At 73.8% G+C, this 16,880-nt stretch carries 26 protein-coding genes; 23 read left to right on the top strand and 3 right to left on the bottom strand.

The genetic code is table 11. The annotated features are described in order from the left end of the window. The 23 genes from rplX (at position 1) to glmM (ending at position 14,931) form a co-directional block, all read left to right on the top strand. The gene (rplX, locus tag H7K62_RS01250) at positions 1 to 369 is read left to right on the top strand and encodes a 50S ribosomal protein L24 (protein ID WP_139710045.1); all 369 of its coding nucleotides are present in this window, start codon (positions 1 to 3) and stop codon (positions 367 to 369) included. After that, entirely contained in the window at positions 366 to 950 is a 585-nt protein-coding gene (gene rplE, locus H7K62_RS01245; protein ID WP_186715614.1) for a 50S ribosomal protein L5, read from the top strand. Before rplX ends, rplE begins: the two co-directional genes overlap by 4 nt. A 20-nt stretch (positions 951 to 970) precedes the next feature. Beyond that, positions 971 to 1,156 carry a type Z 30S ribosomal protein S14 gene (locus H7K62_RS01240; RefSeq protein WP_109773078.1) on the top strand — a complete coding sequence of 62 codons (186 nt, stop codon included), beginning with the start codon at positions 971 to 973 and terminating at the stop codon, positions 1,154 to 1,156. Positions 1,157 to 1,253: 97 nt separating this feature from the next. Continuing rightward, positions 1,254 to 1,652: a 30S ribosomal protein S8 gene (gene rpsH, locus H7K62_RS01235; RefSeq protein WP_186715612.1), complete on the top strand. Its 399-nt coding sequence runs from the start codon at positions 1,254 to 1,256 to the stop codon at positions 1,650 to 1,652. An 11-nt stretch (positions 1,653 to 1,663) separates the two neighbouring features. Next, positions 1,664 to 2,212: a 50S ribosomal protein L6 gene (gene rplF / locus H7K62_RS01230; RefSeq protein ID WP_186715610.1), complete on the top strand. Its 549-nt coding sequence runs from the start codon at positions 1,664 to 1,666 to the stop codon at positions 2,210 to 2,212. Positions 2,213 to 2,214: 2 nt separating this feature from the next. Continuing rightward, a complete protein-coding gene (gene rplR / locus H7K62_RS01225) occupies positions 2,215 to 2,610 on the top strand; it encodes a 50S ribosomal protein L18 (protein WP_186715608.1) in 396 nt (131 codons plus the stop codon). Between the two features lie 37 nt (positions 2,611 to 2,647). Then, entirely contained in the window at positions 2,648 to 3,301 is a 654-nt protein-coding gene (gene rpsE / locus H7K62_RS01220; protein WP_186715607.1) for a 30S ribosomal protein S5, read from the top strand. Next, positions 3,301 to 3,486 carry a 50S ribosomal protein L30 gene (rpmD, locus tag H7K62_RS01215; protein ID WP_139710033.1) on the top strand — a complete coding sequence of 62 codons (186 nt, stop codon included), beginning with the start codon at positions 3,301 to 3,303 and terminating at the stop codon, positions 3,484 to 3,486. The genes rpsE and rpmD overlap by 1 nt, the downstream gene beginning before the upstream one ends. Then, on the top strand, positions 3,486 to 3,944 hold the full coding sequence (rplO, locus tag H7K62_RS01210) for a 50S ribosomal protein L15 (RefSeq protein WP_186715606.1): 459 nt from the start codon (positions 3,486 to 3,488) through the stop codon (positions 3,942 to 3,944). The genes rpmD and rplO overlap by 1 nt, the downstream gene beginning before the upstream one ends. Positions 3,945 to 4,309: 365 nt before the next feature. After that, positions 4,310 to 5,614, top strand: a complete 1,305-nt coding sequence (gene secY, locus H7K62_RS01205) for a preprotein translocase subunit SecY (protein ID WP_186715605.1) — start codon at positions 4,310 to 4,312, stop codon at positions 5,612 to 5,614. 68 nt (positions 5,615 to 5,682) lie between these two features. After that, the gene (locus H7K62_RS01200; protein ID WP_370591590.1) at positions 5,683 to 6,270 is read left to right on the top strand and encodes an adenylate kinase; all 588 of its coding nucleotides are present in this window, start codon (positions 5,683 to 5,685) and stop codon (positions 6,268 to 6,270) included. A gap of 16 nt (positions 6,271 to 6,286) precedes the next feature. Further along, complete coding sequence (gene map / locus H7K62_RS01195) at positions 6,287 to 7,141, top strand: type I methionyl aminopeptidase (protein ID WP_186715599.1); 855 nt, start codon at positions 6,287 to 6,289, stop codon at positions 7,139 to 7,141. A gap of 191 nt (positions 7,142 to 7,332) precedes the next feature. Beyond that, a complete protein-coding gene (gene infA / locus H7K62_RS01190) occupies positions 7,333 to 7,554 on the top strand; it encodes a translation initiation factor IF-1 (RefSeq protein WP_109773068.1) in 222 nt (73 codons plus the stop codon). 63 nt (positions 7,555 to 7,617) lie between these two features. Further along, positions 7,618 to 7,731 carry a 50S ribosomal protein L36 gene (rpmJ, locus tag H7K62_RS01185; RefSeq protein WP_109773067.1) on the top strand — a complete coding sequence of 38 codons (114 nt, stop codon included), beginning with the start codon at positions 7,618 to 7,620 and terminating at the stop codon, positions 7,729 to 7,731. A gap of 162 nt (positions 7,732 to 7,893) precedes the next feature. Next, on the top strand, positions 7,894 to 8,274 hold the full coding sequence (gene rpsM, locus H7K62_RS01180; RefSeq protein WP_109773066.1) for a 30S ribosomal protein S13: 381 nt from the start codon (positions 7,894 to 7,896) through the stop codon (positions 8,272 to 8,274). 113 nt (positions 8,275 to 8,387) lie between these two features. Continuing rightward, positions 8,388 to 8,801, top strand: coding sequence for a 30S ribosomal protein S11 (gene rpsK, locus H7K62_RS01175; protein WP_139710024.1), 414 nt, complete (start codon positions 8,388 to 8,390; stop codon positions 8,799 to 8,801). Between the two features lie 152 nt (positions 8,802 to 8,953). Beyond that, positions 8,954 to 9,970, top strand: coding sequence for a DNA-directed RNA polymerase subunit alpha (locus H7K62_RS01170; RefSeq protein WP_186715597.1), 1,017 nt, complete (start codon positions 8,954 to 8,956; stop codon positions 9,968 to 9,970). A 121-nt stretch (positions 9,971 to 10,091) separates the two neighbouring features. Then, complete coding sequence (gene rplQ / locus H7K62_RS01165) at positions 10,092 to 10,688, top strand: 50S ribosomal protein L17 (protein WP_186715596.1); 597 nt, start codon at positions 10,092 to 10,094, stop codon at positions 10,686 to 10,688. 123 nt (positions 10,689 to 10,811) lie between these two features. After that, complete coding sequence (gene truA / locus H7K62_RS01160; protein WP_370591549.1) at positions 10,812 to 11,756, top strand: tRNA pseudouridine(38-40) synthase TruA; 945 nt, start codon at positions 10,812 to 10,814, stop codon at positions 11,754 to 11,756. 25 nt (positions 11,757 to 11,781) lie between these two features. After that, positions 11,782 to 12,300: a DUF5709 domain-containing protein gene (locus H7K62_RS01155; protein ID WP_186715594.1), complete on the top strand. Its 519-nt coding sequence runs from the start codon at positions 11,782 to 11,784 to the stop codon at positions 12,298 to 12,300. Between the two features lie 260 nt (positions 12,301 to 12,560). Further along, positions 12,561 to 13,004, top strand: coding sequence for a 50S ribosomal protein L13 (gene rplM / locus H7K62_RS01150; RefSeq protein ID WP_109773062.1), 444 nt, complete (start codon positions 12,561 to 12,563; stop codon positions 13,002 to 13,004). A 19-nt stretch (positions 13,005 to 13,023) separates the two neighbouring features. Next, the gene (gene rpsI, locus H7K62_RS01145) at positions 13,024 to 13,530 is read left to right on the top strand and encodes a 30S ribosomal protein S9 (protein ID WP_186715592.1); all 507 of its coding nucleotides are present in this window, start codon (positions 13,024 to 13,026) and stop codon (positions 13,528 to 13,530) included. Between the two features lie 54 nt (positions 13,531 to 13,584). Continuing rightward, positions 13,585 to 14,931, top strand: a complete 1,347-nt coding sequence (gene glmM / locus H7K62_RS01140) for a phosphoglucosamine mutase (protein ID WP_186715590.1) — start codon at positions 13,585 to 13,587, stop codon at positions 14,929 to 14,931. A gap of 14 nt (positions 14,932 to 14,945) precedes the next feature. On the opposite strand, the gene H7K62_RS01135 is transcribed toward glmM, so the two are convergent. The 3 genes from H7K62_RS01135 to coaA are packed head-to-tail and all read right to left on the bottom strand — an operon-like array spanning position 14,946 to position 16,847. Beyond that, a complete protein-coding gene (locus H7K62_RS01135) occupies positions 14,946 to 15,392 on the bottom strand; it encodes a fluoride efflux transporter FluC (RefSeq protein ID WP_186715588.1) in 447 nt (148 codons plus the stop codon). Beyond that, positions 15,389 to 15,871 carry a fluoride efflux transporter FluC gene (locus H7K62_RS01130; RefSeq protein ID WP_186715586.1) on the bottom strand — a complete coding sequence of 161 codons (483 nt, stop codon included), beginning with the start codon at positions 15,869 to 15,871 and terminating at the stop codon, positions 15,389 to 15,391. The genes H7K62_RS01135 and H7K62_RS01130 overlap by 4 nt, the downstream gene beginning before the upstream one ends. 7 nt (positions 15,872 to 15,878) lie before the next feature. Then, positions 15,879 to 16,847, bottom strand: a complete 969-nt coding sequence (gene coaA / locus H7K62_RS01125) for a type I pantothenate kinase (protein WP_186716475.1) — start codon at positions 16,845 to 16,847, stop codon at positions 15,879 to 15,881. Positions 16,848 to 16,880 lie beyond the last annotated feature (33 nt).

Here is a 16,880-nt window from a genome sequence, read left to right as displayed (position 1 = left end):
ATGGCCAAGACCCGCATCAAGAAGGGTGACCTGGTCCAGGTCATCACCGGCAAGAAGCAGGCCCGTGGCGGCGACCGCGGCAAGACCGGTCGCGTCCTCGAGGTCTACCCCGACCGCGGCCGCGTGCTGGTCGAGGGCATCAACCGCGTCACGAAGCACGTGAAGGCCGGCCAGACCGCCCGCGGCTCCCGCACCGGTGGCATCGAGACGCACGAGGCGCCGCTGCACATCAGCAACGTCGCGCTCGTGGACCCCAAGACCAAGAAGCCCACCCGCGTGGGCATCCGCACCGAGACCGTCGAGCGCGACGGCGTGCAGCGCACCGTGCGCGTGCGCGTCGCCCGCCGCTCGGGCGAGGACATCGCATGAGCACCGACACCACCTCGACGGCGTCCGGCACCAAGGTGCCGCCGCGCCTGAAGACCCGCTACGCCGAGGAGATCGCCCCGGCGCTGCGCGAGCAGTTCAAGCACGACAACGTGATGCAGGTCCCGCGCCTGGTCAAGGTCGTCGTGAACATGGGTGTCGGCGAGGCAGCTCGCGACTCCAAGCTCATCGACGGCGCCGTGCGCGACCTGACGCTCATCACGGGCCAGCGCCCGGCGGTGACCAAGGCGCGCAAGTCGATCGCGCAGTTCAAGCTGCGCGAGGGCATGCCCATCGGCACGCACGCCACGCTGCGCGGCGACCGCATGTGGGAGTTCCTGGACCGCCTGGTCAGCCTGGCGCTGCCCCGGATCAGGGACTTCCGCGGCCTCTCGCCCAAGCAGTTCGACGGTCGGGGCAACTACACCTTCGGCCTCGACGAGCAGTCGATGTTCCACGAGATCGACCAGGACAAGATCGACCGCGTCCGCGGCATGGACATCACGGTCGTCACCACCGCGACGAGCGACGACGAGGGCCGGGCGCTGCTGCGCCTGCTCGGCTTCCCGTTCCGCGAGAACTGACCGAGGACTGAGGCAGACACATGGCCAAGACCGCTCTGATCGTCAAGGCGTCGCGCAAGCCGAAGTTCGCGGTGCGCGCCTACACCCGCTGCCAGAAGTGCGGTCGCCCGCACTCGGTGTACCGCAAGTTCGGCCTGTGCCGCGTGTGCCTGCGCGACATGGCGCACCGCGGCGAGCTGCCGGGCATCACCAAGAGCTCCTGGTAAGCAGCACGCTCCTCACACTCCTGTTGAACCACTGCGCCGCAGGCCCCGCACGGACGTCCGTCCGGGGGACCACGGCGAGGAAGGGCGGACGAGCCCGATGACCATGACCGACCCGATCGCGGACATGCTGACGCGCCTGCGGAACGCCAACTCGGCGTACCACGACGACGTCGCCATGCCCTACAGCAAGCTGAAGTCCCGCGTCGCGGAGATCCTCAAGAGCGAGGGTTACATCGCCGCGTGGCACGTCGAGGACGCCGAGGTGGGCAAGCGCCTCGTGCTGGACCTCAAGTACGGCCCCAACCGGGAGCGCTCCATCGCCGGCCTGCGCCGCGTGAGCAAGCCCGGTCTGCGCGTGTACGCCAAGTCGACCAACCTGCCGCGCGTGCTGGGTGGCCTGGGGGTGGCGATCCTTTCGACCTCCTCCGGTCTGCTCACGGACCGCCAGGCGAGCAAGCAGGGCGTGGGTGGGGAAGTCCTCGCCTACGTCTGGTGAGGGGGTAGAGCATGTCGCGCATCGGAAGGCTCCCCGTGGCCGTGCCGGCCGGGGTGGACATCACCATCGACGGCGCCGAGGGCCGCACCGTCACCGTCAAGGGCCCCAAGGGGACCCTCACGCACACCGTGCCGGCACCGCTGTCCGTCGACCGCGGTGAGGACGGCGTGCTCGCCGTCACGCGGCCGAACGACGAGCGGCTCTCGAAGTCGCTGCACGGCCTCACCCGCACGCTGCTGGCCAACATGGTCACCGGCGTGACGCAGGGCTTCGAGAAGCAGATGGAGATCGTGGGCACCGGCTACCGCGTGCAGGCACGCGGTTCCGACCTCGAGTTCGCCCTCGGCTTCAGCCACCCCGTGCTGGTCAAGGCGCCGGAGGGCATCACCCTCACGGTGTCCGCCCCGAACCGCTTCGCGGTCGCGGGCATCGACAAGCAGCGCGTCGGTGAGGTCGCTGCGAACATCCGCAAGCTGCGCAAGCCCGACCCCTACAAGGGCAAGGGCGTGCGCTACGCCGGCGAGGTCGTCCGGCGCAAGGTCGGGAAGGCTGGTAAGTAGTCATGGCTCTCGCCAGTAGGACGAAGCTCCTCCGCAAGGGCGCTGCCAAGACCGGCGCTGCCGCCCGCTCCCGCCGCCACCTGCGCGTGCGCAAGAAGGTCACCGGCACCGCGGTCCGCCCGCGCCTGGTGGTCACGCGCTCGGCGCGCCACATCGCCGTCCAGGTCGTGGACGACACCGTCGGCCGCACCCTGGCGTCGGCCTCCACCATGGAGGCGGACCTGCGCGGGCACGACGGCGACAAGACGGCCAAGGCCCGTCGCGTCGGCGAGCTCGTCGCCGAGCGCGCCAAGGCCGCGGGCGTGGAGGCCGTGGTCTTCGACCGCGGCGGCAACCGCTACCACGGCCGTGTGGCCGCGGTCGCGGACGGCGCCCGCGAGGGGGGGCTCTCCCTGTGAGCACCCGTACGAACCTGAGCAACGGAAGGAACGCCTGATGCCCGGACCACAGCGCAGGGGCGCCGGCGGCCCCCCCAGCGGGACCGGCGGCCCGGGGAACGACCGCGGCCAGCGCGGCGGCAACGACCGGGGCGGGCGCGGCGGCAACGACCGCGGCGGCCGCGGCGGTGACGCTGAGCGCAGCCAGTTCCTGGAGCGCGTCGTGACCATCAACCGCGTCGCCAAGGTCGTCAAGGGCGGCCGCCGCTTCAGCTTCACCGCGCTCGTCGTGGTGGGTGACGGCGACGGCACCCTCGGCGTCGGCTACGGGAAGGCCAAGGAGGTGCCCGCGGCGATCGCCAAGGGCGTGGAGGAGGCGAAGAAGAACTTCTTCCGCGTCCCCCGCATCCAGGGCACCATCCCCCACCCCGTCCAGGGCGAGGAGGCGGCGGGCGTCGTCCTGCTCCGCCCGGCGAGCCCCGGTACCGGCGTCATCGCCGGTGGCCCGGTGCGCGCCGTCCTCGAGTGCGCCGGCATCCACGACGTGCTGAGCAAGTCCCTGGGCTCCTCCAACGCGATCAACATCGTGCACGCCACGGTGGCCGCGCTGAAGGGCCTCGAGCAGCCCGAGTCCGTGGCCGCGCGCCGCGGCCTGTCGGTCGAGGAGGTCGCTCCGGCGGCCCTCCTGCGCGCCAGGGCGGCGGCCGTCTGATGGCGCAGCTCAAGGTGACCCAGGTCAAGTCGGAGATCGGTGGCAAGCAGAACCACCGCGACACGCTGCGCACCCTCGGGCTCAAGCGGATCGGCCAGTCGGTCGTCCGTGAGGACCGCCCCGAGGTGCTGGGCATGCTGCGCGCGGTGCGCCACCTCGTGACCGTGGAGGAGGTCAGCAGCTGATGAGCGAGACCACTGAGCACACGCTGAAGGTCCACCACCTGCGGCCCGCCCCCGGGGCGAAGACCGCGAAGACCCGCGTGGGTCGTGGTGAGGCCAGCAAGGGCAAGACCGCCGGCCGCGGCACCAAGGGCACCAAGGCCCGCTACCAGGTGTCCGCGCGCTTCGAGGGCGGGCAGATGCCGCTGCACATGCGGCTGCCCAAGCTGCGCGGCTTCACCAACCCGGCCAAGGTCGTGTCGCAGGTCGTCAACCTCGACCGCATCTCCGACCTGTTCCCGCAGGGCGGGGAGATCGGTGTCGACGAGCTCGTGGCCGTCGGCGCCGTGCGCGCCGGCCAGCGGGTCAAGGTGCTCGGCACCGGCGAGATCAGCGTCCCGGTCCAGGTGACCGCGCACGCGTTCTCGGCGTCGGCCGAGGCGAAGATCGCCGCCGCCGGCGGCACCACCACCCGGCTCTGACCGGGCGGTAGCGCTGGGCGCCCTCGAGGCGCCCGGCCGACGCCAGAGGGCCCGGACCGCGCGAGCAGCGCGGGCCGGGCCCTCTGGCGCGCCACCCGGAGGCGGGCGGGGGAGCCGCTCCCCGGTGGGCCCGCGCGCGGCCAGGGGGTCCGGACGTCGGCGAGCGGCCACGGCCACCCACGGCGCCGGGTAACCTCGCCGGGTCGGCACCCGGCCGCTCGGGCGACCTCGAGCGGAGCGCCGGCACCGCGGAGCGCGTCGTGACAGACCCGCACCGCCGTCTCGGCCCCCTCGGGCCGCGGCAGGTGCCGCGCTCGCAGCCGAGCCTCGGACGAGGCGCCGGCGGAGACTGACCAGGAGGACACGTGCTAGGTGCGTTCGTGCGGGCGTTCAGGACGCCCGACCTGCGACGCAAGATCGTCTTCACGCTGGCGATCATGGCGGTGTTCCGCCTCGGGTCCTTCGTGCCGGCGCCGGGCGTCAGCTACAAGAACGTGCAGCAGTGCCTGGCGGGGCTGAACACCCAGAGCGACCTGCTGGGGCTCGTGAACCTCTTCAGCGGCGGCGCGCTGCTGCAGCTGAGCGTCTTCGCGCTCGGGATCATGCCGTACATCACCGCCAGCATCATCATCCAGCTGCTGCGCGTGGTGATCCCCCGCTTCGAGGAGCTGCACAAGGAGGGGCAGTCCGGCACCGCGAAGCTCACGCAGTACACGCGGTACCTGACCATCGCCCTCGCCGTGCTGCAGTCGACCACCTACGTGGCCGTGGCCCGCTCCGGGAACCTCTTCGGCTCGAGCTCGGGCGCCTGCGCCGACGTCATCCCTGACGACTCCATCCCGGTCCTGCTGCTCATGGTGCTCACCATGACCGCGGGCACCGGGCTCGTCATGTGGATGGGCGAGATGGTGACCGAGCGCGGTGTCGGCAACGGCATGTCGCTGCTGATCTTCACCTCGGTGGCCGCCCAGTTCCCGACCTCCGTCGCCGCCATCGGTCGCGAGCGCGGCTGGGGCACCACGGCCGTCGTCATCGTCGTCGGCCTGCTCATCGTGGCGGCCGTGGTCTTCGTCGAGCAGTCGCAGCGACGCATCCCGGTGCAGTACGCCAAGCGCATGGTCGGACGCCGCATGTACGGGGGGACCAGCACCTACATCCCCATGAAGGTCAACATGGCGGGGGTCATCCCGGTCATCTTCGCGTCGTCGCTGCTCTACCTGCCGGGGCTCGCGGCCCAGTTCGGCGACCCGACCGCTGGCTGGGTGACCTTCATCCGGAACACCTTCACGCGCGGCGACCACCCCGCTTACATCGTCGCGTACTTCCTGCTCATCGTGTTCTTCACGTACTTCTACGTGGCCATCACGTTCAACCCGGACGAGGTGGCGGACAACATCAAGAGGGTCGGCGGCTTCATCCCCGGCGTCCGCGCCGGTCGACCCACGGCCGAGTACCTCGACCACGTCCTGACGCGCATCACCCTGCCGGGCGCCCTGTACCTGGGGCTCGTGGCGCTGGTCCCGCTGGTCGCCCTCGTGGCGGTCGGTGCGAACCAGAACTTCCCCTTCGGTGGTACGTCCATCCTCATCGTCGTCGGCGTCGGCCTGGAGACGGTGAAGCAGATCGAGTCCCAGCTCCAGCAGCGCCACTACGAGGGGTTCCTCCGTTGACCAACAGCCCTGACACCCGCACCGCCGTCGACGCCGGCCCCGCGCCCACGCCCTCGCGCGTCGTCCTCCTGGGGCCGCCCGGCGCCGGCAAGGGCACCCAGGCCGCCCTGCTGGCCCAGCGCCTGGGGGTGCCCGCCATCTCCACCGGCGACATCTTCCGCGCCAACAAGGCGGCCGGGACCGACCTGGGCCGCGAGGCGCAGCGCTACATGGACGCCGGCGAGTACGTCCCCGACGACGTCACCAACCGGATGGTGGCCGACCGCCTGTCGCAGGACGACGCCTCCGGCGGCTTCCTGCTCGACGGCTACCCCCGGACGACCGCGCAGGTGCGCACCCTCGACGAGGTGCTGGCCGCCCGGTCGACCGGCCTCGACGCGGTGCTCGAGATCACGGCCGACGTCGACGTCGTCGTCGAGCGGCTGCTGAAGCGGGCCAGCGAGCAGGGGCGCAGCGACGACACCGAGGACGTGGTGCGCCGGCGCCTCGAGGTCTACGCCGAGCAGACGGCCCCGCTCGCGGCCGCCTACGCCGCGCGGGGCCTGCTGGTCACCGTGGACGGCGTGGGGCCGGTCGAGGAGGTGGCCCAGCGCGTGGCCGCGGCCCTGCGCGCAGCCGGCGGCGACGCCGGCAGCGCCGCCGCCGCCGGCGCCTGAGGGCGGGTCCTCGGCGGTGCTGGGGCGCGAGCGGATCGAGTACAAGACGCCGGAGCAGGTGCTCCTCATGCGCCGGGCGGGCCTGGTGGTGGCGGACGCGCTGGAGGCGGTGCGCCGGGCCGTCCGCCCGGGCGTGACGACCGCCGCCCTGGACGAGGTGGCGGCCGAGGTGATCCGCTCGGCGGGAGCCGTGCCGTCGTTCCTCGGCTACCACGGGTACCCGAAGACGCTGTGCACCTCCGTCGGGGCGGAGGTGGTCCACGGCATCCCGGGCGACCGCGTGCTGGTGGCCGGTGACGTGCTCAGCGTGGACTGCGGCGCCGTCGTCGAGGGCTGGCACGGCGACGCCGCCTTCTCGGTGCTGGTGGGCGACCCCGAGCACCACGACCCGGCCGACACCGCTCTGGTCGAGACCACCCGCCGGGCGATGTGGGCGGGGGTGGCCGCGCTCGCGCGCGGCCTGTCGCAGGGGCAGCGCCTCGGAGTGGTCGGCGACGCGGTGGAGGGCCTCGTCGAGGACGCCGCCGCGGCGGGCGGTGCACCGCTGGCGGTGGTGGACGGCTACGTCGGTCACGGGATCGGCACGGCGATGCACCAGGCGCCGGAGGTCCTCAACCACCGCAGCCGGTCCCGCGGCCCCAAGCTCCGGCCGGGGCTGTGCGTGGCGGTGGAGCCGATGCTCGCGCGGGGGACCGCGGACACGGACGTGCTGGAGGACGGCTGGACGGTGGTGACCACGGACGGCGGCCGCGCCGCGCACTGGGAGCACACCATCGCCCTGGGGGAGCGCGGGGCCTGGGTGCTGACCGCCGAGGACGGCGGTGCGGCGGAGCTGGGTGCCCTCGGCGTGCAGGTGGCGCCCCTCGCCTGAGCGGGCGGGACCGCTCGGGGGGTGCGATTTCACCGAGCCGGTCGCTGTGGCTTAGCATGGAGGGTCGCTCCCGTGCGTCCGCCCCCTCGTGGTCGGTCACCTGCGGAGCCCGACCGGCCCCCAACGGCCGGTCGACGACCAGTTGCAAGGGCCGGGGGCGCGAGCGCGCCGCCGGTCGGTGAGCGGAGGACATGCCCAAGAAGGACGGCGTCATCGAGATCGAGGGCGCGGTGGTCGAGGCCCTGCCGAACGCCATGTTCCGCGTAGAGCTCTCGAACGGCCACAAGGTGCTCGCGCACATCTCGGGGAAGATGCGGCAGCACTACATCCGGATCCTCCCCGAGGACCGGGTGGTCGTGGAGCTCAGCCCCTACGACCTCTCCCGCGGTCGCATCGTCTACCGCTACAAGTGAGCCGCTGACAGCAGCGGTCCGCAGCCCCACCCCGCAGCCGCCACCCCGCACGACAGGACGATCATGAAGGTCAAGCCGAGCGTCAAGCAGATCTGCGACAAGTGCAAGGTGATCCGCCGGCACGGTCGCGTGATGGTCATCTGCGAGAACCTGCGCCACAAGCAGCGCCAGGGCTGAGCAGAGCACCACCGCACGACGCACCACCCAGCTCCACCAGAACCACCAGCACGCAGAGCAGCCCACGGCCCCCAGGGCCGACACCCCCGGCCCGGAGGCCGGGGACCCGCCGTCCGGCGGGGACGGGTTGCCGCAGACCTCCGGATGACGGACAGGACAGCAGTGGCACGCATCGTCGGCGTCGACCTCCCCCGCGAGAAGCGGCTCGAGGTGGCGCTCACCTACATCTTCGGCATCGGCCGGACCCGCGCGCACGAGGTGCTCGCAGCGACCGGCATCAGCGGTGACGTCCGCGTGCGCGACCTCGGGGAGCCCGAGCAGGTCGCGCTGCGCGAGTACATCGAGGCGAACTTCCGGGTCGAGGGCGACCTCCGCCGCGAGGTGGCCGCCGACATCCGCCGCAAGGTGGAGATCGGCACTTACGAGGGCCTGCGGCACCGCCGCGGTCTGCCCGTGCGCGGCCAGCGCACCAAGACCAACGCGCGCACCCGCAAGGGCCCGAAGCGCACGGTCGCCGGCAAGAAGAAGGCCGGGCGCAAGTGACGCGCGGCTGAGCACCGCTGCTGCCGCGACCTCGTCACGGCGCAGCGACCGCCCAGCCGCCCCACGGCCCCACGGCCAGCCGCACACGAGACCTCGGACCCAGGAGAACAGCCATGCCCCCCACGACCCGTCGCGCCGCAGCCGGCGCCGCCCGCCGCCCGCGCCGCAAGGAGCGGAAGAACGTCGCCGTCGGCCAGGCGCACATCAAGAGCACCTTCAACAACACCATCGTGTCGATCACCGACCCCTCGGGCGCCGTGATCTCCTGGGCCTCCGCGGGCCAGGTCGGCTTCAAGGGCTCGCGCAAGTCCACGCCGTTCGCCGCGCAGATGGCCGCTGAGGCGGCCGCCCGCCGCGCCCAGGAGCACGGCATGCGCAAGGTCGACGTCTTCGTCAAGGGCCCCGGCTCCGGCCGCGAGACCGCGATCCGCTCGCTGCAGGCCACCGGCCTGGAGGTCGGGCAGATCTCCGACGTGACGCCCGTCCCGCACAACGGCACGCGCCCCCCGAAGCGCCGCCGCGTCTGACGCGCCCACCGGGGCGCGGGCCTGCTGGTCCGCGCCCCGGTGAGCTCTTCCCGCTCCACCAGCCCCACCCCCGGACGGCAGACCGACGCCGACCGGGGCGCACGCACGCCGCTCGGGTCATATGGCGGACCCGCGGCAGGAAGGCAGCACCCGTGCTCATCGCACAGCGCCCCACGCTCCTCGAGGAGCCGATCGGCGAGCACCGCTCGCGCTTCGTCATCGAGCCCCTCGAGCCCGGCTTCGGCTACACCCTCGGCAACTCCCTGCGCCGCACGCTCCTGTCGTCCATCCCGGGCGCGGCCGTGACGAGCATCCGCATCGACGGCGTGCTCCACGAGTTCAGCACGGTGCCCGGGGTCAAGGAGGACGTGACCGAGCTCATCCTGGGCATCAAGGGCCTCGTCGTCTCCAGCGAGCACGACGAGCCCGTGGTGATGTACCTGCGCAAGCAGGGCCCCGGGGTGGTGACCGCCGCCGACATCGCGCCTCCGGCCGGCGTCGAGGTGCACAACCCCGAGCTGGAGCTGGCCACCCTCGACGAGACCGCCCGCCTCGAGGTGGAGCTGACCGTCGAGCGCGGTCGCGGCTACGTGTCGGCCGCCCAGAACAAGGACGCGGACGCGGAGATCGGCCGGATCCCGGTCGACTCCATCTACTCTCCGGTCCTCAAGGTGACCTACAAGGTCGAGGCGACCCGCGTCGAGCAGCGCACCGACTTCGACCGCCTCGTCGTGGACGTCGAGACCAAGCCGTCGACGCGTCCCCGCGACGCGATGGCGAGCGCGGGCAAGACGCTCATGGAGCTGTTCGGGCTCGCCCGCGAGCTCAACGTCGAGGCCGAGGGCATCGACATCGGCCCCTCGCCGTCGGACGCCGCGCTGGCGGCCGACCTGGCCCTGCCGATCGAGGAGCTCGAGCTCACGGTCCGCTCCTACAACTGCCTCAAGCGCGAGGGCATCCACACCGTGGGTGAGCTCACCGCGCGCAGCGAGGCCGACCTGATGGACATCCGCAACTTCGGCGCGAAGTCCATCGACGAGGTCAAGGTCAAGCTGCAGGGCATGGGCCTGCAGCTCAAGGACAGCCCGCCCGGGTTCGACCCCGGCCTGGCGGTCGACAGCTACGGCGCGGACGACGACTCCGCGTTCGCCGAGACCGAGCAGTACTGAGCCACACCCCCGCGGTGCTGGTCATCCCTGACCAGCGCTGAGCGCCTCCGGGCGCCGGGCCACGCGGCCCGGTGCCCGGAGCGGCAGCACCGACGCACGACTGACGATCACTGGAGACGAGATGCCCACCCCCACCAAGGGTCCGCGGCTCGGCAGCGGCCCGGCGCACGAGCGCCTGCTGCTCGCCGGCCTGGCCACCCAGCTGTTCGAGCACCGCAGCATCACGACCACGGAGGCCAAGGCCAAGCGCCTGCGCCCCCTGGCCGAGCGCCTCGTGACGTTCGCGAAGCGCGGTGACCTCGCGGCCCGCCGCCGCGTCCTGTCGACCGTGAAGGACAAGGGCGTCGTGCACGCCCTCTTCACCGAGATCGGCCCCGCCATGGCGGAGCGCCCGGGTGGCTACACCCGGATCACGAAGATCGGCCCCCGCAAGGGCGACATGGCCCCCATGGCCGTCATCGAGCTGGTCATGGAGCCCCTCACGGCCCGCGCCGCCACCGTGCGCGAGGCCGAGGCCGCCACCGCCCGCTCGGCCCGCGGCAACCAGCCCGCCGCGCCCGCCGAGGAGGCGCCCGCCGCCGAGCAGGCGCCGCAGGAGCAGGCCGAGGCGACGACCCAGGCGGCCCCGGCCGCCGAGGCCGGCGAGACCACGGCGGTCACCCCCGCCGAGGCCCAGGTCGACGACGCCGCCGGCTCCGCCGAGGCGCCCAAGGCCTGACGTCCACGACGTCCTCGAGGACCCCCGCACCGACCGGTGCGGGGGTCCTCGTCGTCCGGGGCGGTCCCCTCGGGGCCGCGGCGGTGGTCCTGGCAGTCGTGGCGGTCGTGGCAGGGTCCTCGGGTGACCGACGCGGGAGGACAGGAGGCGGGCGCCGTGAGGGTGCGCCTGGACCTCGGCTACGACGGCACGGCCTTCGCCGGGTGGGCCCGGCAGCCGGGCCTGCGGACGGTGCAGGGGGAGCTGGAGACCGGGCTCGCCCGCGTCCTGAGGCTGCCCGAGGCCCCCACCACGGTCGTGGCGGGCCGCACCGACGCGGGGGTGCACGCGCGAGGCCAGGTGGTGCACGTCGACCTGCCCCGGGCGGCGTGGGGCCAGCTGCCCGGGAGGTCCGCCAGGACCCCGGGGGAGTCCCTCGTGACGCGCCTGGCGGGCGTCCTGCCGCCCGACGTCGTCGTCGTGTCGGCGAGCCCGGCGCCGGACGGCTTCGACGCCCGGTTCGCCGCCCTGCGCCGCCACTACGCCTACCGGCTCTCCGACCGGCCGGGGGGAGGGGATCCGCTGCGCCGCCACGACGTGGTGGACGCCCGCCGCGCCGGCAGCGCCCGCGGGCGGCTGGACGTGGCGGCCATGGACGCGGCGTCCGCCGCTCTGGAGGGCCTGCACGACTTCGCCGCGTTCTGCCGGCCGCGCGAGGGCGCGACCACCACGCGCACCCTGCTGCGGTACCGGTGGAGCCGCACCCCCGACAGCGCCCCGGCGGGGGAGGCTGGTCTGGTGGTGGCGGAGGTGGTCGCCGACGCCTTCTGCCACTCCATGGTGCGCGCGCTGGTGGGGGCCGCCGTCGCGGTCGGCTCGGGGCGGCGGCCGGTGGAGTGGCCCGCGCAGGTCCTGGCCTCCGCCCGGCGCGACCCCGGCGTCACCGTGGCCCCCGCCCACGGCCTCGTCCTCGAGCGGGTCGACTACCCCGAGGACTCCCGCCTCGCGCTCCGGGTCCTGCAGGCCCGTGCGCGACGCGACGACGAGGCGGTGCCGCACCCGGTGGGGCGCGCTCAGCAGGACGTCTGAGGCGCCCCGTGGCAGCCTCGTGACCATGAGCACCCCCGGGGCCCAGCCCGACCAGGACCCGATCACCTCGCTGGCCGACACCGAGGACGACGCCTACGCCAGCGAGCTCCTCGACGAGGGGCACTCGCCGCGCGAGCGCGAGGCCCGCGTCGGCAGGTTCGGCATGACCGCCGACGAGGAGCTCGCGGGAGAGAGCCTCGACGAGCGCCTCGCGGAGGAGGAGCCCGACCCGTCGACCTCCGTCGTCCTCGACGGCAGCGACGAGGAGGGCCAGGCCCGGGGCAGCGGCGACCCCGACGCCTCGGCCGGTCTCGCCGACGACAGCGACCTCCCCGCGGACCAGCCCGCCTCGGGCGACCTCGAGGGGGAGCTGCTGGACGACGAGGTCGGCGACCAGCGCGCCGGCCGCCTCGTGGAGCCCGACCAGGGCGCCGGTGAGGACCGCGAGAAGAGCGCCGTGGCGAGCGACGCCGGGATCGACGGCGGAGCCGCCTCCGCGGAGGAGGCCGCCGTGCACGTGGTCCCGGACCCCGAGGACGCCTGAGAGGACGCGCAAGAGGACGCCCGAGAGGACGCCTGAGGGACCCGCAGCGCGGGTCGCGTCGTCACGGCCCCGGCCCGGCTCGTCCGGGCCGGGGCCGCGTTTTGACCCGGCGGGACGACGCCGAGTAGTCTGCTGGCCGTCGTGCGTTCGACGTCGCCGTGAACGGTGGGCACACCTCCGGCGCACCCGGTCGAGACGCACTCCCAGCAGTACCAGATCCACCCCTCACGAACCACTGTCCACAGAGCGAAGGTCCGAGCGTGCGCACGTACACCCCCAAGCCCGGCGAGGTCGACCGCGCCTGGCACGTCATCGACGCCTCGGACGTCGTCCTGGGCCGTCTGGCCAGCCAGACCGCGCGTCTGCTGCGCGGCAAGCACAAGCCCGTGTTCGCCCCGCACGTCGACACCGGTGACTTCGTCATCATCATCAACGCCGACAAGGTGGTCCTCACGGGCAGCAAGTCGGAGCAGAAGCGGGTCTACCGCCACTCGGGCTACCCGGGCGGCCTGAAGTCGGAGCGCTACACCGACCTCCTCGCCCGCGACCCCGAGCGCGCCATCGAGCGCGCTGTGCGCGGCATGATCCCCAAGAACTCCCTGGGCCGCGAGGTCCTCGGCAAGCTCAAGGTCTACGCGGGCCCCGAGCACCCCCACGCCGCCCAGAAGCCCACGCCGTACACCCTGACCCAGGTCGCGCAGTGAGCGCGCAGGAGGACCTCCGTTGAGCACCGACACCGCTCCCGTCGACGCCCCCCTCGAGGACGGCACCTACGACGAGGACGAGCTGAGCAGCTACTCGACCACCACCCCCGGCATCGCCGGCGGCGGGTCGAGCATCACCGCTCCGGGCGCGGCCACCGGCCGTCGCAAGGAGGCCGTGGCGCGGGTGCGCATCGTCCCCGGCACCGGCCAGTGGTCCATCAACGGGCGCGACCTCGAGTCGTACTTCCCGAACAAGGTCCACCAGCAGATGGTGAACGAGCCCTTCCGCGTCACCGAGGTCGAGGGCCGTTTCGACGTCATCGCCCGCATCGACGGCGGCGGCGTCTCCGGGCAGGCCGGTGCGCTGCGCCTGGGCATCGCCCGCTCCCTCAACGGCATCGACGTCGAGGCGAACCGCCCCTCGCTGAAGAAGGCCGGCTTCCTCAGCCGCGACGCGCGGATCAAGGAGCGCAAGAAGGCCGGCCTCAAGAAGGCCCGCAAGGCTCCCCAGTACAGCAAGCGCTGATCCGGCTCGTCCGGCTGCAGCTTCCCCGCAGCACGAGCAGGACCAGAGGCTGACATGGGTCGCTACTTCGGCACCGACGGCGTTCGCGGTCTCGCGAACGTCGACGTCACCGCGGAGCTCGCCCTCGACCTGTCGGTGGCCGCGGCGCACGTGCTCGGAGACGCAGGAGCGTTCTCCGGGCACCGCCCGCGCGCCGTGGTCGGGCGTGACCCCCGCGCGTCGGGAGAGTTCCTCTCGGCCGCGGTGGTCGCGGGTCTGGCGAGCGCTGGGGTCGACGTCTCGGACGTCGGGGTGCTGCCGACCCCGGGCATCGCCCAGGTCGTCGCCGCCACCGGTGCGGACCTCGGCGTGGTGCTGTCCGCTTCCCACAACCCGGTGCCGGACAACGGCATCAAGTTCTTCGCCCGGGGCGGCCACAAGCTGCCCGACGAGGTGGAGGACGCCATCGAGGGGCGCCTGCGCGAGCCGTGGGCGCGCCCCACGGGCGCCGGCGTCGGGCGGGTCACCGCCGACGCCGGTGCCGGGGCGCGGTACGTGGACCACCTGCTGGCCACGCTGCCGCACCGGCTGGACGGGCTGCGCGTCGTCGTCGACTGCGCCCACGGCGCCGCCTGGAGCGTCGGGCCGGAGGCGCTGCGCCGCGCTGGCGCTGACGTCGTCGTCATCGGCGCCGAGCCGGATGGTCTCAACACCAACGACGGTGTGGGGTCGACGCACCTCGGGCCCCTGCAGCGCGCGGTCCGCGAGCACGGTGCCGATGCCGGCATCGCCTTCGACGGGGACGCCGACCGCTGCCTGGCCGTGGACGCGTCCGGGGCCGTCGTCGACGGTGACCAGATCATGGGCGTCCTGGCGCTGGCGCTGGCGGAGCGCGGACAGCTGCCCGGGAAGGTGCTCGTCGCCACCGTCATGAGCAACCTCGGGCTGCTGCTCGCCATGCGCGCCGCCGGTGTCGAGGTGCTGCAGACCGCCGTCGGGGACCGGTACGTGCTCGAGGCGATGCGCGAGGGCGGCTACGCCCTGGGCGGTGAGCAGTCCGGGCACGTGGTCATGCTCGAGCACCAGACCACGGGTGACGGTGTGCTGACGGCCCTGCACCTGCTCGCCCGGGTCGCGGAGGTGGGCCTGCCCCTGGCGGAGGTCGCCGGTGCGGTGCAGCGCCTGCCGCAGGTGCTGCTCAACGTCCCCGGGGTCGACAAGTCCCGGGCCAGCACCGACGAGCACGTGGCGGCTGCTGTGGCCGCCGCGTCGGCCGAGCTGGGCGACAGCGGCCGGGTGCTGCTGCGTCCCTCGGGCACGGAGCCGCTGGTCCGCGTCATGGTGGAGGCCGGCGACCAGTCGCAGGCCCGCGCCGTGGCCGATCGCCTGGCCGCGGTCGTCGGGGAGCGCCTGGCGCTCTGAGCGCCCGGGCGCCCTCAGCCCACCGCGGTCCGTCCCGCCAGGCCGACGGCCAGCCCCACCGCCAGCGCCAGCAGGCTGCCGAGCAGGTGCACCGCCGTCGAGAGCGCCGCGGCGCCCCAGCGCCCGGTCTGCGCCAGCCGCACCACCTCGACCACGGCGCTGCTGAAGGTGGTGAAGGCGCCGCAGAACCCGGTGGCTCCCGCCACGAGCCACAGCGGCCCGCGCGACGTGGAGGCGCCGGGTGGTGCCAGGCCCACCAGCACGCCCAGCACGAAGGCGCCCACGAGGTTGACGGCCAGCGTCCCGGGGGCGACCGCCGCCGGCCGCTGCGCCACCGCCTGCTCGCCGCGCCCCTCGAGCCGCCGCTGGCGGCCCGCGGTGACGGCGGTGTCGACGGCGTAGCGCGCCGGAGCGCCGACCACGCCGCCGAGCACCACGAGCAGGAGGGCAGCGGCGCTCACCGCGCTCCTCCACGGTCCCGCTGACCGTCCCGCCGACGGTCCAGCCGGCCGTCCAGCCGGCTGCCGACCAGGACGCCCAGCGCGGCGCAGAGCAGCCCGCCGACGACGGTGGCGAGCGCGTACCCCGCGCCGAGGGCCACCTGCCCGGACCTGAGGTACGCGTCGACCTCGAGGGCGAACGAGCTGTACGTGGTGAAGGTGCCCAGCAGCCCCGTGCCCAGGGCCAGCCGGACGGCCCGGCGCCCGCCGCGGTCCGGACCCCGCCGCGCCAGGGCCTCCAGCAGCACCCCCAGCAGGAACGCGCCGGCGAGGTTGGTGGTGAAGGTCGCCGTCGGCCAGCCGGAGGCGGGCCCCGGCAGCCACAGCGCCAGGGCCCACCGCGCGGGGGCTCCCACGGCCCCACCCAGGGCCACCAGCCCCACCAGCGGCCAGGGCGGCAGCACCCGCGGGCGCGGCGCCGGTGCGGGAGGGGGGCTCACCAGCGGCTCACAGCTTGCGCAGGCGCACCCGGGTCACCGAGTGGTCGGCGGCCTTGCGCAGCACGATGGTGGCCCGCCCGCGGGTGGTGAGCACGTTCTCCACGAGGTTGGGCTCGTTGATGCTCGACCAGATCTCCCGGGCGCGGGCGCGCGCCTGCTCGTCGGACAGGTCGGCGTAGCGGCGGAAGTACGACTCCGAGCGCGAGAACGCCGTCTGCCGCAGCCGCAGGAAGCGCTCCTCGTACCAGGTGGCCACGTCCTCGGTGCGCGCGTCCACGTAGAGCGAGACGTCGAAGAAGTCGCTCACCGCCAGTCCGGTGCGGCCGTCGCTGCGGGGGCGGGCGGGCTGCAGCACGTTGAGGCCCTCGACGATGAGGACGTCGGGGGAGCGGACGACCACCTCGGCGCCGGGCACGATGTCGTACACGAGGTGGGAGTACAGCGGCGCCCGCACCTCAGGGGCGCCGGACTTCACCGCCGTGACGAAGCGCAGCAGGGCGCGCCGGTCGTAGGACTCCGGGAAGCCCTTGCGGCCGAGCAGCCCCCGCCGCTCGAGCTCGGCGTTCGGCAGCAGGAAGCCGTCGGTGGTGACGAGCTCCACGCGCGGCGTCTCCGGCCAGTGCGAGAGCAGCTCGCGCAGGAGGCGGGCCACCGTGGACTTGCCCACCGCCACCGACCCTGCGACGCCGATGACGAACGGCGTGCGCGGGCCGGGGGCGACCCCCGACCCCTCGCCGAGGAACGTGGAGGTGACGGCGTGCATGCGCTGGACCCCGGAGGCGTAGAGGTTCAGCAGCCGCGACAGCGGCAGGTAGACCTCCTCGACCTCCCGCAGGTCGATGCGCTCCCCGAGGCCGCGCACGCGCTCCAGGTCCGCGGCGGTGAGGTTCATGGGCGTGGACGCCCGCAGGCGGCTCCACGCGGCCCTGTCGAGGTCGACGAAGGGTGAGGCGCCGGGCCGCGCCGCAGCCGGCACGGCCGTCTGCGGGCCGGTGCGCGGCGGGGCTGG

The organism is Quadrisphaera sp. RL12-1S (assembly GCF_014270065.1).
Taxonomy (GTDB): domain Bacteria; phylum Actinomycetota; class Actinomycetes; order Actinomycetales; family Quadrisphaeraceae; genus Quadrisphaera.
Note: the sequence above shows the minus strand (reverse complement) of the source record. Positions and strands in the feature narration are given on the sequence as shown.

Bases quoted from the DNA above. Each gene is read 5' to 3' on its own strand.
- rpmD (WP_139710033.1), top strand. From the start codon at position 3,301: ATGGCGCAGCTCAAGGTGACCCAGGTCAAGTCGGAGATCGGTGGCAAG.
- rpmJ (WP_109773067.1), top strand. From the start codon at position 7,618: ATGAAGGTCAAGCCGAGCGTCAAGCAGATCTGCGACAAGTGCAAGGTG.
- rplE (WP_186715614.1), top strand. From the start codon at position 366: ATGAGCACCGACACCACCTCGACGGCGTCCGGCACCAAGGTGCCGCCG.
- H7K62_RS01155 (WP_186715594.1), top strand. From the start codon at position 11,782: ATGAGCACCCCCGGGGCCCAGCCCGACCAGGACCCGATCACCTCGCTG.
- rplO (WP_186715606.1), top strand. From the start codon at position 3,486: ATGAGCGAGACCACTGAGCACACGCTGAAGGTCCACCACCTGCGGCCC.
- rpsE (WP_186715607.1), top strand. From the start codon at position 2,648: ATGCCCGGACCACAGCGCAGGGGCGCCGGCGGCCCCCCCAGCGGGACC.
- infA (WP_109773068.1), top strand. From the start codon at position 7,333: ATGCCCAAGAAGGACGGCGTCATCGAGATCGAGGGCGCGGTGGTCGAG.
- H7K62_RS01240 (WP_109773078.1), top strand. From the start codon at position 971: ATGGCCAAGACCGCTCTGATCGTCAAGGCGTCGCGCAAGCCGAAGTTC.
- glmM (WP_186715590.1), top strand. From the start codon at position 13,585: ATGGGTCGCTACTTCGGCACCGACGGCGTTCGCGGTCTCGCGAACGTC.
- rplF (WP_186715610.1), top strand. From the start codon at position 1,664: ATGTCGCGCATCGGAAGGCTCCCCGTGGCCGTGCCGGCCGGGGTGGAC.
- rplR (WP_186715608.1), top strand. From the start codon at position 2,215: ATGGCTCTCGCCAGTAGGACGAAGCTCCTCCGCAAGGGCGCTGCCAAG.
- rpsH (WP_186715612.1), top strand. From the start codon at position 1,254: ATGACCATGACCGACCCGATCGCGGACATGCTGACGCGCCTGCGGAAC.
- rpsK (WP_139710024.1), top strand. From the start codon at position 8,388: ATGCCCCCCACGACCCGTCGCGCCGCAGCCGGCGCCGCCCGCCGCCCG.
- rplX (WP_139710045.1), top strand. From the start codon at position 1: ATGGCCAAGACCCGCATCAAGAAGGGTGACCTGGTCCAGGTCATCACC.
- rplQ (WP_186715596.1), top strand. From the start codon at position 10,092: ATGCCCACCCCCACCAAGGGTCCGCGGCTCGGCAGCGGCCCGGCGCAC.